Raw genomic sequence first — 13,505 nt, forward strand, 5'->3', positions numbered from 1 at the left:
CCTGCGGCTCAGACCTGGCGCTTCAGATCCAATCTCAATTTTTCTTTCTATCTTACCAGAATTGCGGAGCTTTTACACCTTGTCTCCTCCGGCAGTCCTGCCATAGCAAGAATCCGTGAGTACCCGCGCAGAGAGAAATTCACCGGAAGGAACCCTCTGCCGTTACCCGTGTAACTTGCTTTCCACTTCCTGATTCGTCCGGAACCAGAGATGCAGATCGTTGATGGCGCTGGCCAGATCGGCAATCTGCGAATTGAGCGTACATGAAGCCGGAAAATCATCCTCGATGTTCAGCTTGTTCTGTTTGGCGATAATCTGCCCTTCAAGCTGCTTGATCCGGTCCGGGATCGTTCCGCGTATTTGTTCCCACTCAAGCAGAATAGACTCTCTTTCCTCCAGAGAATACTCTTCCCATTCCTTATCGAACTCGGGGACCGCGATTCCCAATCGCTCGTCAAACATAAAACGGCAGGTCACAAGGCACCCCCTTCAGCTTAATCCGGCGCGATGTCTAACAATCTTATCTTCTAATGTATCACGAGGCGCCGTGACCTTTCCACTACAAGTTAACGGTAATTTGCCCCCTGCCGTTATCCGCATCCTACTCCATGCCAATTATACCGGGATATGACTTTTGTCATGGTTTTCGGAGCGGCCATACGGGTCTTTAAGGCTATCGGGCGTTCCTTAATCCCCCCTACCGGGATAGGGGACCGGATTTGTTCGTATAGGAGCAACCTGGATAAGCAACCGCCTCTATTCTCCAAACCACTGCCGATAGCGGTAAAATGCTCAATTGCGCCTCCGCCTCCGGCCTCCGTATACTGGATGGAAAGAATACGGGACGCCCCTACGGCGTCCTCTGTTTTTTACAGAACAACGAAGACAGGTGGTCGCCTTGAAAAAACAAAATGATTTCGTCTTGCGAGGATTTACGTTTTCCTATTATATGATGATGGCCATTATCGCCTCATTCTTCCCCCTTTATTTCGATTCACGGGGCTATTCCAAAGCCGAAATCGGACTGCTGTACTCCATCGGACCGATGGTCAGCATCTTCGCCAACCTCGTCTGGGGATTTGCAAGCGACCGGCTGCAAAAAATCAAACCGATTATGATCACGCTGTATGTCGGACAGCTCGTTTTCGTTGTCTCCATGTTCGGAACCGACTCATTCACCGTGCTTTACGTCCTGATGGCGGGATTTTATTTCTTCCAGCAGCCCGCCCAATCCCTGAACGACAGCCAGCTCCTGCTGCACGCCAGCCAGACGGGGAAGAGCTATTCCTCCTTCCGGATATTCGGCTCCATCGGCTTTGCTTTCTCTGCGCTTTTTTTCGGACTCCTTATAAAAGAAACTAATATCAGCCTTACTTCGTCTATTAGTATAGCGGTTATTGTCATCGGGCTGATTTTCACCTTCGGCCTGGTCGATACACGGGTTGCTTACAGCAAAATGGACTTTAAGGGCATGGGAAAAGTGATCGGTTCCCCCCGGCTTCTGATCTTCCTTCTGCTTGTCCTTATCATGTCGATTGCGCACCGGATCAATGACGGCTTTCTGGCTCTGCACCTGCGCGAGCTGGGAGCTTCGGACATGACGGTCGGTACGGCGATGATGCTTTCGTCGCTAAGCGAAATTCCGGTTTTTTTTCTGCTGGGCAAATACGGGAACCGCTACAAAGAGCTGCCGCTTCTGGCCATTGCCGGGTTTATGTACGCCATCCGCTTTCTGATCGTCGGCCTGTCGGATCATATCGGCTGGGTTCTGCTCGCGCAAACCATGCACAGCGTGACCTTCGGCATTTTCTTCGTCACGGCTCTGCGCTATCTCGCCCAGATCATCCCGGATGAGTACAGAGCGTCCGGGCAGGCTATTTTCGCCGTTACGTGGTCGGGCCTTGCCGGGATCATCAGCGGAAGATTCGGCGGCCTCATCTATGCGGATTACGGAAGCACGATCCTCTATGGAATCGGATCGGGGCTTGCCGTGGCGGCTGCGGCGGGTTTTCTCGTATTCCATGCCCGTCTGAACGCGCTGGAAGCCAAATTAACTGCTATTTCAACGAAAAAGGAGGATTCGCATGCTTGAGGTAAGCGGGCTTTCGCATACCTTTCTAAGCGGTACGGAACAGTCCCAGGTGTTGAAAGACATCAATTTTACCGTGAACAAAGGAGAAATCGTAGCCCTGCTCGGAAGCTCCGGCTCCGGTAAATCTACGCTGCTCAACCTGATGGCCGGACTTATGAAGCCGACGGAGGGCAGCATTCTGATCGACGGACAGCCGATCGAGCGAATGAGCGAAAACAAGCTCGCCGAATTCCGGCGCCATCATATCGGATTTATTTTTCAATCCTATGAGCTCATCTCGCACTTGACCGTCCGGGAAAACGTCGAGCTTCCGCTCGTCTTTCAAAGCGTTAAGCACAGCGAACGGTGCGAGCGCGCCATGAGTCTGCTTACGCAGGTCGGATTGGCGGAGAAGACGGAACTCTTCCCCTCCCAACTGTCCGGCGGACAGCAGCAGCGCGTATCCATCGCGCGTTCGCTGATCACCCGCCCTCCCGTCGTCTTTGCAGACGAGCCTACGGGAAATCTGGACACCAAAACCGAGAAGGAGATCATCGACCTGCTGCTCGAATTGAACCGCACGCTTCAGCTTACGTTCATTATCGTCACGCACGAGCGCGAGGTGGCGGCCAGAACGCAGCGGGTCATTCAGCTGAAAGACGGCCGGCTCGCCGAAGACAGCGATTACCTGTACGGCGAGGATGAGACGGCGGCGGCCTTGACCGGCGATGCTCCTCCGGCACTCGCGTCGGATGCCGCCCTCCATGCCGGACAAGCCGGAGGTGAGCGGCCATGAAGATGCGCGATTACATGGGGCTCGGCTGGGATCAGCTCAAACGCCGGAAAGTCGTCACCGCTCTGTGCGCACTCGGGATTTCCATCGGGTCCGCCGCTATCGTTGTCGCCCTGGCCGTAGGGGAATCCGCTTCCCACCACAGCGAGCAGCAGATGAAAGCGTACCTGAAAACCGATGAGATTACGATCCGGAACGATCAGAGCCAGGACCAGGGGTCAGAGAGCTCTGCATCGGACAAATCCGGCTCCGCTGCCGGTTCCATTACAAATCAGAAACTCGATCTGATCCGGACGCTGCCGCACGTCAAAGCCGTCGCCAGCTTTCAGCAGGTCGGTCACTTCTTCTTTAAGCTCGACGACGGCAAAATCGGCAATTTCGAGCTGGTCGCTACGGATCTGGATACGCTCGAAAAGTTCGGGAACGATTTCCAGCAGGGCGGCCCCTCCACTATCGAAAACACCATTATTTTGAGCCCCGGTGCCACCATGGGTCTTCTCGACGAAGAAACCATGAAAAACCGGGAGCGTCAAATGCGGGCGAATCAGAACGATCCGACCCTCTGGGAAACGTTTCGGGAATTCGATAAAATCCCGACCTCTCTTTATCAGGAGAAGATTACGCTGACGCTGGAACACCCGGGCGCATCGACAGGCAAAGCGCAGGCGCAAATCCCCGTACGGGTCACCGGCGTCCTGAAAAAAGGGGAAAGTGTGCCCAACAACATGGTTATGTATGACAAAAGGGGATACATTTCCCATGCGCTTGCCAAACAAATCCGCGAGACCATTAAAGCTTCGGCATCGCCGGACAGCGAAACCGCCAAACGGATGGGAGCAGGCGAATCTTACTCGGAGGTACTTGTCAAAGTCGAGGACTCGGGCCAGATAGAAACCGTCGACAAGCAGATTCAGAAGCTTCGCCTGAATACCCAGAACAATCTTCATCAGGAAGAAAGAATGCAGGGAGAGTTCGTGATCATCCGGGTCGTCTTTCTCGGCGTCGGACTGTTTGTCCTGTTCATCGCCTCTATTTCCATTGTAGTGGCTATGACGATGTCCACGTACCAGAGACGCCGCCAGATCGGCATCATGAAGGTGCTCGGAGCAAACCTGCGGCAAATCCGCAACATGTTCATTGTGGAATCGGCACTGCTGGGGCTGCTGGGCGGAATCCTCGGCATTCTGCTGTCCTACTGGGTCGTTTGGGGAATTAACGCCCTCACCTTCATGATGGGCAAAAATCCTGCTGGCGACGACTCCCAGATCTTGTTTATATCCACGTGGATTCTTCCCGTCGGTCTCTTCTTTGCCATCATGACCGGGGTTCTCTCGGGTATTTATCCGGCTGTCAAAGCGTCCAAAACCGACGCCCTGACGGCAATCAAACGCGAATAGGAGTGAAAACGGTAACGATGAAGAAAAAAGTGTGGGCACTGGCGGCGGCGGTTGTCGTCATAGGAATCAGCGCGTTTTTATACATAAAAAGCCATCCTCAAACAGGTCCTAATCCCGCCGATATGGCGATGAACAATCCCCTGTCTTTCAAAGTCACCCGCGAAGAGCTGGTCGGCTCTATCGAAGTGAAAGGCAAATCATCTTATGAAAAAGAAACCTGGGTACACGCCCCGTTTAGCGGGGATATCGTGAAGTGGAATGTAACCGACGGCGCTCAGGTAAAAAAGGGCGACTCTCTGTTTGTCCTCGATAGTGCCGCAATCGACGCCGAAGTCGTTCAGATGCAGGCCAACCTGAAAAAACAGGACCTGGAAGCTCAGCTCGCCAAATTCCAGGAGCGTTCCGCTGACGCTCCGGCAGGTTCCGCAGAATCGGACGGCATGTCGGAAGCCGACGCCAAGAAACGTTATGTCGATGCCGAGAGCGCCAAAATCCAGTCCAAGCTCAACACGATGAACCGCGAGACGGCTCAGAGCCAACTGGGTGAGAAACAGAAAATGCTCGCCAAAGCGAATTTTAAAGCACCGGAAAGCGGCATTTTTCTTTTCGAGGATTCGTCCAAAATTCCGCAGGCCCTTCAGGCCAATAACCGGATCGGCAAAATTGTCGATTTGTCCAAGCTTGAGCTGCTCTGCTATGTGGGAGAATTCGATGTTTTCCAAATCAAGCCGGATATGCCGGTCCAGGTCAAGATCAATGCTCTTGCCGATGTTCCGCTGAAAGGTAAAGTCAAGCAAGTGTCCAAATTCGCCAAATCGGGAACGGAAGCGGCTGCCTCCGCAACGGCCCAGTTTGAAGTCATCGTCTCTCTGGAGCCCAACGACAGGCTTATCGCCGGACTCAGTTTAACGGGCACCATTGAAACGGCCCGCAAGGCCGACACCCTTGTCGTCCCTACCCTTGCCGTACAGCGCGAAAAAGACAAACATTTCGTCATGCTTGAAACTCCGGGCGGAGTGGAGCGCAAAGAAATTACAATCGGCATGGAAACTGCCGATAAAACCGAAGTGGTCAGCGGCTTGAACGAAGGAGAGACCGTCGTCCTTCAGTAAGAATTGCGGGCGGAAGAGACCGCCTGTCCATCATCGTCTTTCCCTATGCAAACTGCCGGATTTGGACTATAATTAGGAGAAGATATTAGTACCAAGTCTTAAGAACAGTATCCAGGAACCATCGGAAAGTAGGGACTGTACGCATGAACTATGAAGATTTCAAATCCGTCGTGCTCGAAAGACGGAGCGTCCGGAAATTTACGGAAGAGCCCGTCTCGGTTGAGGACGTACGCGAACTGATCGACTGCGCCAGATTTGCGCCGAGCGATACAAACTCGCAAACATGGAAATTTATTGCCGTCATGAACGGCGAACTCATCAAAACTATCGAAAACGTTACGTGGGAAGAACTCCACAAACGGGCGGCCGATGCCGAAGAACGCGGCTTATTCCGCGAAGGCCGCCTTCTCGTCAAGTCTTTCGGACCGTATGCGACCGCCTTCTCGGGTGCGCCCGTGCTGATTGTCTGTCTGGCCACCTCTTACGAGTCCAAATTCCGTGAGCGCATTTTCGATCCGATCGGACTTGTTGAAAACTCCGTCTGGGATGAAGAGGGCATCAAGAGCTCCTGCCTGGCGGCCCAGAACCTGATGCTGGCCGCTCATGCGCGCGGCTTGGCGACTTGTCCCATGACCGGACCGGTCCTCCTTGCCCAGCACAGGCTCCGCGAGCTTCTCCCTATTCCGCAGGAGGCGCAGGTCAACATGGTCATCGCCCTCGGTCATCCGCAGGAGCGTCCAGGCAAACTGGCCCGCAAAGAAGTGGATGAGATTCTCGAGATCATAGGCTGATCGGACCAGACACAGGTAAACTTTCAAAGCCTCCCCTTTCCAAGCCGGAAACCGGGAGGCTTTCTTTTCACGTTTTACCCTGAGTTAACGAACTTCTGGAGGCGGTATTATGGCTCAATTCCCCGTACTTACATCAGAACTTGCAAAGCGTCTGGAGCAAGCGGAGACGGCTTTCTGGACTTCACGCATGGAAGCCATCGGCAGCCGCGAAGGCAACCCGATGGGCGTTCATACGGCGCGGTTCGGCCATACAAGCGCGGTTTGCACGGAGGGGATGCCCTGGCCTTTGTTCAACACCGTCAGGGGCCTTGGGCCCGATGATGCCGGAGAGCTCGAGGCGATTCTCCGTTTTTACGCGGAATACGGCCGTTCCTGCACGTTTGAGCTCACTCCGGGCAAAGCGGATAAGTCCGTTACTTATGCGCTGGCGCGACAAGGGTTTTATCAGGAGGGCTTTCACGCTTATATGTACGGCCTCCCGGAACCTATCGCTCCCGTACTTCCGCCGCACATCCGGATTGAGCCGCTAACTTCGGCCGCCCGGTTCGACCTTTACGGGGAACTGCACTGCGTGGGAACCGGGATGGATGTGAGCGCGAAGCAGCATTTCATCGACAACAACATCGTTCTGCTTAACCGGCCGGGATGGCATATGTACTTAGGCTATGTAAATGAAGAGCCGGCCGGAGTCAGTGTGATGCACATCGACGGCAACATCGCCTCTTTCACCCTGGCCGCGACGGTGCCGGAGCACAGGGGCCGCGGCCTGCACACCGCTATGCTGCAGGTACGCATGCACGAGGCGGCCAAGCGGGGCTGCCGGCTCGTGGCCGCGCAGGCTACCTTCGGCAGCGTGAGCCAGAACAACATGGAGCGCGCCGGCATGAGGCTCGCTTATACGCGCGCCGTCTGGAGCGCTTTGGGCGAGTAGACCCGGCGCGGCAAACAAAAAAGGAGAGCGAAGGCTAAAGCCGCTGCTCTCCTTTTTTGTGTCAGTATCCCGGCCGCGGGGCGCTTCTCTCGTCCGCCGGTGTTCCCGGCTTGCCCGGCCAAAAGGCCGCTCTGCCGAGCAGAAGCGTGATCGTCGGCACAAGGAACGGGCGGACGATAAACGTGTCCAGCAGAACGCCGACCGCACAGATCACGCCGAACTGCACGAGCACCTGAATCGGCAGCACGGACAATACCGCAAACGTGCCTGCCAGAATCAGACCGGCAGAAGTGATTACGCTGCTTGTCGAGCTCACGCCAAGCCGGATCGCTTCTTTCAGCTTGTGCGTTTTGCTGGCTTTCCAGATTCCCGATACCATGAAGATATTGTAATCCTCGCCCAAAGCGACCAGGAATACGAACGCGTAGAGCGGAATCAGCCCCTGAATCGCTTCGGTTCCGAAGAAAGTGTGCAAAATGAGCCAACCCGCTCCAAGAGCCGAGAAGTAAGACAGAAGCACGGTCGCCATCAGATAGACCATCGCAACGAGCGAGCGGAGATAGACCAGGAGCAGCAGCGCAATGACCCCGATTACAACCGGGATGACCACCTTCGTGTCCTTGCTCGTCACTTTCTCGGTATCGTATTGCTCGGCGGTTTGTCCCGAGACTCGCACATGGGAACCGGTGTCCGTAACTCCCGCATCTTGAAGGGATGCTCCCGCCGCCGCATAAAGATCGGGAATGTGATGAATCGATTCCAGCTCGAAAGGATCATCCTTGAATAGCACATCGTATGCCACGATATCGGGATTTGTTTTCCCTTTTACAGGTTCCGAAACGGAGTCTACAAAAGAGAGTGCCCTCAGTCTGGCGCCTGCATCCACATTCTTCCCGTCCGTATCCACCATAACTTTGGCCGGAGCCAAGGTACCCGGAGAATAGTGCTCCGAAAGGAGAGAAAACCCTTCTCTGGACGGCATCGTTTCCGGAAAAGAAGAAAGCAGATTAAATGTATATTTGATCTGGGACGAAAAACCCGCCAGGGCAATCAGCACGACCAGGCTTACGACCAGAATCGTCTTCGGCTTTTCCGTCACCATCCGTCCCAATGTTTCGCTCATACGGCCGACGGCTCGCTGTCCGCGGACGGGTTTTCCCCGCTTCGCTTCCTTAGCGGCTCTCTGTTCGGGCGTCAGCGGAGCAAACGGATAGAAAGACTTCCGTCCCAGAATACCCAGAATCGCCGGCACAAGCGTTATACTTGCTGCGGCCATGATAAACACGGCCAGACTGAACGGGATGGCAAACCGGTGGTTGGCCCCGTATTTGGCGAAAAGCAGCGCCAGCATGGATACGATAACGGTCAGCCCGCTCATTCCGATCGCACCGCCCGAACCGAGCAGCGCTTCTTTTACGGCAAGATGCTTATTATCGTGCTCCAGAAGCGCCGTCCGGTACCGGGTTGCAAAAAACAGACAATAATCCGTCCCCGCTCCGAAAAGCAGCACCGTCATAATCGAGATTGACTGAGCATCCACCACGATCCAGCCAAGCTGCGCCAGCTTTCCCAGAATCGGCGAAATAACGCCGTACGCAAAGGCAACCCCGACAAGCGGCACGATCGCCATAACGGGAGAACGGTAAAGCAGAATGAGCAGCACGAGTACGAGAATGACCGTTGCCATCAGCAGCGAGAAATCCGCGCCTTTGAACAAGTCGTTCGCATCCATGGAAATTCCGACAGGACCGGTGATACGCGCGATCAGGCCGTCTCCCTTCAGATCTTTCACGGCAAAAGGATCGCTCCCCGTCACGTCAGCGGATATCTCTTTAAGCTGAGCCGCGCTCTCCTTGAGCAGCTTGGTTTCCGTTTTTTCTTTAAACGAGACCGGAAGCACGATGGTGGTCCCGTCTTTGCTCACGGACTGTTTCAAGGCCGGCAAAGGCAGTTTGTCAAAAGGAGCGACCGAAGTCTGCTCCGGAAGCGGCTTATCCGTCAGCCGGCCCGCTATTTTCTGCAAAGCGCCGAGATCCCCTTCGGTCAGCCCCGCCTGCCGGTAAAAGACAACCAGCGCCGGGACGCCGCCGCTTGCGGGAAACTGCTCTTTCTCGAGCGCCGCGGCCTGCACGGAAAGCGAATCCGCCGGAAGCTGGTCCGCCGCGTTGTTCTCCTGGCTGTTGACGCCCGGCCACAGGGCGCTGAGCAGAACGGTCAGCACGATCCAGACCGCCACCGTAACCCATTTGCTTCTGGGACCCGCAACCCGGGAAAGTATTCCCTCCATAAAGGACGATGATTTCATTGAGACATTCTCTCCTTTTATCCGGATAATTAAAGCTGTAAGTACCCTCAATAGACGAAAAGCATTCATTGCCGTTATAATTATATATACTGGTTAGTTAATTAATCAACCAGAAATTTTTCGCTTCTTGTTCCATAGCCGTTTTTTGGAGCTGCGAGTCATTACCACAGCCCTTTGACAAAGGTTTCTTCCCGGTTTGTGGTATAATACTCCTTAATGAGCTTCTCAGATACCCGTTTTGAAAGGAATACTGCCTATGTCTTCAACTTCCCGAAAATCTCCCGGAAGGCCGCGTTCCAGCGAGCAGGCGGCCCCAGTTTCCGACCGGATTCTCCAAATAGCCATGCACGAATTTATCCGCAGCGGCTATGATGCCGTTTCCATGGACGATATAGCGAAAGCGAGCGGCGTCACCAAGGCGTCCGTCTATTATTATTTCCCGTCCAAAGCCGTGCTGCTCACCGAATCGACGATCCGGCTTATGAATGTGGTGCGTGCGGCCACGCTGAAAATTCTCCAGAAGCCCCTTCCTCTCCGGGAACGGCTGCTGGAAGTCACCTACAATCATCTTCAAGCCACGACGAGCTTCGATTTCGAGGGCTTTATGAACAAAATAGAAACCGTCCTCACTCCCGAGCAGACTGAAAATATGCGAAAAGCGGAGCATCAGCTTCTGGAAGCACTCGCCAACGCCTTCGCCGAAGCCTCGGAAAAGGGCGAAATCGGCACCGCGGATTCCTGGCTCGCGGCACGTTCTTACATGGCCCTGCTTATGATCGGACACAGCAAACAGCCTGACGGGACGTTTACCTACCCCGACAAGCGGCTCGCCGCCGATAAAATCGTCAGCATGCTCTGGAACGGTATCGCAAACAATCCGGCATGAGCCGGTTAGGTACAAATTCAGACCGCAAAAAAGACAGTTCCCAATCTTTCGATCGGGAGCTGTCTTGGTTTGCTATGACACTATTTATAAGAAGGTGGTTATCCCTGGATCTTATAACTTGGTGACGTTAGCTGCTTGAGGACCGCGGTTACCATCCGTGATCTCGAATTCTACTTCTTGGCCTTCGTCAAGAGTTTTGAATCCATCGCCTTGAATAGCGGAAAAATGAACGAATACGTCTTCGCCGCCTTCTACTTGGATGAAGCCATAGCCCTTCTCTGCGTTAAACCATTTAACTGTACCTTTCAAGTGAACAACCTCCTAAATGTATCGCCATCTATGGCGAATATGGATATTATACCATCCTTTGTCTGCCAGTTCAACTGCCGGAGAGGGGTCTATTTGCAACTTTGTGCAAAGTCAAGTAGTCCTTCGAACCCGGGATAAAAGCAAGCCGCGTCGGCCCGTAAACGGCTTTAACGCCCTCCTTGGCGAGCTCTGCCAGCAGCTCGGGAAGCTGGGGATACAGTTCCCCGCCGAACGTCAGCAGCGGATAAATCCGCACTTCTCCGCCCGGTTTACAAACCCTAAGCAGCTCTCTGATCGCCCGGAGATGAAATTCGGGGCTGAACTGCTCTCCGTACAGAAACAGGAAGTGGCTGCACAGCACAAGATCGAAATCGTCTCCCGGGTACGGAAGATCCGGCAGCGAAGCCGCCGTGTACCTCGCTTTACGGAAAACGGGATTCGCATAATCGGCCGCGAAATCCGTAAACGACCGTTTCCGCAGCTCCTTCAGAAGCTCCGGACCCCCATAGAAATCCCAGTTGTACAGATGCTTTCTTTCCGTCAGCTTGGCAATAAACCCGTCGATTTCCCGCAGGCCCAGCCCCTCGATTTCCGAAGGCCCCATCGCATACAAGGGATCTGCCGCACTGGCCATGATTTCCCTGCGGGAAGCCTCCGCCGTAAATGCGGAAGCGCCGGCACCGGTATCCAGCACGCGCTTGCCGCGCAGCTTTTCCGGCTCCAGATCGAACATCCGGACGTATTCCTCGAAATTGCGGCATGTCATAGCGACACCCGTCTGCTCATAAAAGCGTTTTGTCTCCATCTCAACTGCACTCTCCTCTTCTCGGCTCATCTCGACTAAACTGATTTGCCGTCCCTATGGACGGCGCTTTACGGATAAGTAACGGCGGCTCTCTATCTGCCCCATCCATCTTTTTCCATAAAGATTGAAAGTATTGTATCACCTCCGCCCGGTTCAGGCTAGTGAAATTTTCAATCCCATATGCTAAAGTAAGATGCAAGCGGTTGGGGCATTCTTACCTTTATATTCGTCCCTCATCCTTCAAACCAGATTAAAGGAGAATTCTCATGTCACACGTGATAAAAAAACATGTCATCTTCAAAAGAGACAAATGGAATATGGTTACAGTTGAAGTGAACGGTTCCCGGCTTGTCGCCAGGGAAATTTCAGACCAATGGGGCGAAGATACCCATACTTTTCTGAGCCGGCCGGCTTTGATGCACTGGGCCCAGGAACGATTCCCGCGGGATACGTTCGAAGGAACCGACGAAGAATATGACGCCATGATGGAAGCTTTCCGCAGCGTCTGAATCGTTCGAACAAATGTCTTGACGTCTTTGCGAAGAACGCGGTATACTGAGCACAGAAAACTAAATGTACGGGACAGTCAAAGGGGAGTAGCTTCTACAGTAAAGTCGTCAGTTCGGGTTGGATAACAGCCCCGGCTTTATTGGCAACGAAAGTTGTTAGCAAGACCTTTGCCAGCACGCTGGTAAAGGTCTTTTCTTCTTAACTGGGGAAAAATGCCTTTACCGGTGAATTCGGTAAGGCATTTTTTTGTAGGCTGGTGCCGAATTAGAAGTCCCTGACTTGCAAACCCTATTTTAAGATGAAGGAGTGAACTCACTATCATGGACTGGTTCTCAACAGCATCCTTACTTACCCTGCTCAACATCATTATCATCGACCTGGTGTTAGCGGGAGACAACGCCATCGTTATCGGGATGGCCGCCAAAAACGTACCGAAGAACCTGCAGAAGCGGGTCATCCTTTGGGGGACCGCAGGTGCGGTCGGTATCCGCGTAGTCGCCACCGTCCTCGTTGTGTATCTGCTTCAAATTCCCGGACTGCTTTTCGTCGGCGGACTGCTGCTCATCTGGATCGCGCTCAAACTCCTCACGGATAAAAGCGATCACAACAACATCGCCGCTAAAAATACCGTAGGTGCCGCTATCACCACTATTATCGCGGCTGATGCCGCAATGGGTATCGATAACGTGATTGCGATTGCGGGCGCGGCTCACGGACATATCGGTCTCGTCATTATCGGGCTGCTGGTCAGCGTGCCAATCGTCGTCTGGGGAAGTACGGTTTTCATTAAAGTCGTCGACCGGTTTCCGATTGTCATGTACATCGGCTCCGGTGTGCTTGCCTATACCGCAGCGAAAATGCTGACCGAAGAGCATTTTATTATGCACGATTATTTCTCCGCTAACCCGCTAGTGAAATGGCTGTTTATCGCCGTCATTGTCGTCGGGGTGCTCGTAATCGGCTATGTCGTGAAAATGTCGGGATATTCCGTTAAAATCAACGACCGCGGTCAGCTCACTCTTCCCAAACATCTCGGCCACGAAGCCAACATCGCGCCGGAAGACCGGTTCACCGTACAATCGGATCCGAGCGGCCGTCTAGTCTTCGTCAAGGTAGGTCCGGACAACGATCCGAAGTCCGTTAAATCCGCGGGCTGACGATTAGCTCCGCATCCCGAGAACCTCCCGGACCCGCCCCTTTCTGTTGAAAGGCCGGCGGGTTTTGCGCGTTTACCCGAAAAGAGGGAAATCGTCCGCATGAGGCGAAATTGTATGGCATACTAGTTAAAATGCTTAATGGCAAGAGGTGAACGTACTTTGGGGATTTCGAATGATGTTTTGCTCTTTATCATCGCGGGTTTTGCTTTTGCGCTGCTTGTGCTTTATTCCCGCAACCGCATACCGGATCAGCTGCGCAGGCCGATGGCCATTTTCGCGCTGATCCTGGTGGTCTGCTCTTTTTCGCTGGTGGTCGTATCTTTGTTTAAGTTAGGAATGGCGGGGTAATCGCGGACGAATTTACTTCCCAAACGCATTCCCCTATAATGATAATTAATCTTCCGATCGGTCATACTAGACGGGATTCCCGAAATGTCA

General features: G+C 53.7%; 14 protein-coding genes. 10 read left to right on the top strand and 4 right to left on the bottom strand.

Features of this window, described 5'->3' with window-relative positions:
- Positions 1 to 162: 162 nt before the first annotated feature.
- Positions 163 to 477, bottom strand: coding sequence for a hypothetical protein (locus AC58P5_RS10630; protein ID WP_497386191.1), 315 nt, complete (start codon positions 475 to 477; stop codon positions 163 to 165).
- 412 nt (positions 478 to 889) lie between these two features.
- On the opposite strand from AC58P5_RS10630, the gene AC58P5_RS10635 reads away from it, so the two are divergent.
- The 6 genes from AC58P5_RS10635 (at position 890) to AC58P5_RS10660 (ending at position 7,095) form a co-directional block, all read left to right on the top strand.
- On the top strand, positions 890 to 2,092 hold the full coding sequence (locus tag AC58P5_RS10635) for an MFS transporter (protein ID WP_497386193.1): 1,203 nt from the start codon (positions 890 to 892) through the stop codon (positions 2,090 to 2,092).
- A complete protein-coding gene (locus AC58P5_RS10640; protein ID WP_497386195.1) occupies positions 2,085 to 2,867 on the top strand; it encodes an ABC transporter ATP-binding protein in 783 nt (260 codons plus the stop codon). Before AC58P5_RS10635 ends, AC58P5_RS10640 begins: the two co-directional genes overlap by 8 nt.
- Positions 2,864 to 4,261, top strand: coding sequence for an ABC transporter permease (locus tag AC58P5_RS10645; protein ID WP_497386197.1), 1,398 nt, complete (start codon positions 2,864 to 2,866; stop codon positions 4,259 to 4,261). The genes AC58P5_RS10640 and AC58P5_RS10645 overlap by 4 nt, the downstream gene beginning before the upstream one ends.
- Before the next feature lie 17 nt (positions 4,262 to 4,278).
- The gene (locus AC58P5_RS10650) at positions 4,279 to 5,373 is read left to right on the top strand and encodes an efflux RND transporter periplasmic adaptor subunit (protein ID WP_497386199.1); all 1,095 of its coding nucleotides are present in this window, start codon (positions 4,279 to 4,281) and stop codon (positions 5,371 to 5,373) included.
- A 143-nt stretch (positions 5,374 to 5,516) separates the two neighbouring features.
- Positions 5,517 to 6,164, top strand: coding sequence for a nitroreductase family protein (locus AC58P5_RS10655; protein ID WP_497386201.1), 648 nt, complete (start codon positions 5,517 to 5,519; stop codon positions 6,162 to 6,164).
- 109 nt (positions 6,165 to 6,273) lie between these two features.
- The gene (locus AC58P5_RS10660) at positions 6,274 to 7,095 is read left to right on the top strand and encodes a GNAT family N-acetyltransferase (protein ID WP_497386203.1); all 822 of its coding nucleotides are present in this window, start codon (positions 6,274 to 6,276) and stop codon (positions 7,093 to 7,095) included.
- Between the two features lie 61 nt (positions 7,096 to 7,156).
- Here the strand turns inward: AC58P5_RS10660 and AC58P5_RS10665 are convergent, their stop codons facing one another.
- Complete coding sequence (locus tag AC58P5_RS10665; protein ID WP_497386205.1) at positions 7,157 to 9,400, bottom strand: MMPL family transporter; 2,244 nt, start codon at positions 9,398 to 9,400, stop codon at positions 7,157 to 7,159.
- Positions 9,401 to 9,656: 256 nt separating this feature from the next.
- Here AC58P5_RS10665 and AC58P5_RS10670 point away from each other — a divergent pair, with 256 nt between their 5' ends.
- Complete coding sequence (locus AC58P5_RS10670; protein WP_497386207.1) at positions 9,657 to 10,286, top strand: TetR/AcrR family transcriptional regulator; 630 nt, start codon at positions 9,657 to 9,659, stop codon at positions 10,284 to 10,286.
- Between the two features lie 111 nt (positions 10,287 to 10,397).
- On the opposite strand, the gene AC58P5_RS10675 is transcribed toward AC58P5_RS10670, so the two are convergent.
- Both AC58P5_RS10675 and AC58P5_RS10680 read right to left on the bottom strand, forming a co-directional pair.
- Positions 10,398 to 10,595 (bottom strand): cold shock domain-containing protein, encoded by a 198-nt coding sequence (locus AC58P5_RS10675; RefSeq protein WP_009675016.1) that lies wholly within the window; start codon positions 10,593 to 10,595, stop codon positions 10,398 to 10,400.
- Between the two features lie 70 nt (positions 10,596 to 10,665).
- Positions 10,666 to 11,400, bottom strand: coding sequence for a class I SAM-dependent methyltransferase (locus tag AC58P5_RS10680; RefSeq protein WP_497386209.1), 735 nt, complete (start codon positions 11,398 to 11,400; stop codon positions 10,666 to 10,668).
- A 275-nt stretch (positions 11,401 to 11,675) separates the two neighbouring features.
- On the opposite strand from AC58P5_RS10680, the gene AC58P5_RS10685 reads away from it, so the two are divergent.
- The 3 genes from AC58P5_RS10685 (at position 11,676) to AC58P5_RS10695 (ending at position 13,415) form a co-directional block, all read left to right on the top strand.
- The gene (locus AC58P5_RS10685) at positions 11,676 to 11,909 is read left to right on the top strand and encodes a hypothetical protein (protein WP_497387557.1); all 234 of its coding nucleotides are present in this window, start codon (positions 11,676 to 11,678) and stop codon (positions 11,907 to 11,909) included.
- 321 nt (positions 11,910 to 12,230) lie between these two features.
- On the top strand, positions 12,231 to 13,067 hold the full coding sequence (locus AC58P5_RS10690) for a TerC family protein (protein WP_497386211.1): 837 nt from the start codon (positions 12,231 to 12,233) through the stop codon (positions 13,065 to 13,067).
- A gap of 159 nt (positions 13,068 to 13,226) precedes the next feature.
- The gene (locus tag AC58P5_RS10695) at positions 13,227 to 13,415 is read left to right on the top strand and encodes a hypothetical protein (protein WP_497386213.1); all 189 of its coding nucleotides are present in this window, start codon (positions 13,227 to 13,229) and stop codon (positions 13,413 to 13,415) included.
- Positions 13,416 to 13,505: the final 90 nt, after the last annotated feature.

The organism is Paenibacillus sp. JT31N7, assembly GCF_059692095.1.

Bases quoted from the DNA above. Each gene is read 5' to 3' on its own strand.
- AC58P5_RS10660 (WP_497386203.1), top strand. From the start codon at position 6,274: ATGGCTCAATTCCCCGTACTTACATCAGAACTTGCAAAGCGTCTGGAG.
- AC58P5_RS10655 (WP_497386201.1), top strand. From the start codon at position 5,517: ATGAACTATGAAGATTTCAAATCCGTCGTGCTCGAAAGACGGAGCGTC.
- AC58P5_RS10670 (WP_497386207.1), top strand. From the start codon at position 9,657: ATGTCTTCAACTTCCCGAAAATCTCCCGGAAGGCCGCGTTCCAGCGAG.
- AC58P5_RS10690 (WP_497386211.1), top strand. From the start codon at position 12,231: ATGGACTGGTTCTCAACAGCATCCTTACTTACCCTGCTCAACATCATT.
- AC58P5_RS10665 (WP_497386205.1), bottom strand. From the start codon at position 9,400: ATGAAATCATCGTCCTTTATGGAGGGAATACTTTCCCGGGTTGCGGGT.
- AC58P5_RS10645 (WP_497386197.1), top strand. From the start codon at position 2,864: ATGAAGATGCGCGATTACATGGGGCTCGGCTGGGATCAGCTCAAACGC.
- AC58P5_RS10640 (WP_497386195.1), top strand. From the start codon at position 2,085: ATGCTTGAGGTAAGCGGGCTTTCGCATACCTTTCTAAGCGGTACGGAA.
- AC58P5_RS10680 (WP_497386209.1), bottom strand. From the start codon at position 11,400: ATGGAGACAAAACGCTTTTATGAGCAGACGGGTGTCGCTATGACATGC.
- AC58P5_RS10650 (WP_497386199.1), top strand. From the start codon at position 4,279: ATGAAGAAAAAAGTGTGGGCACTGGCGGCGGCGGTTGTCGTCATAGGA.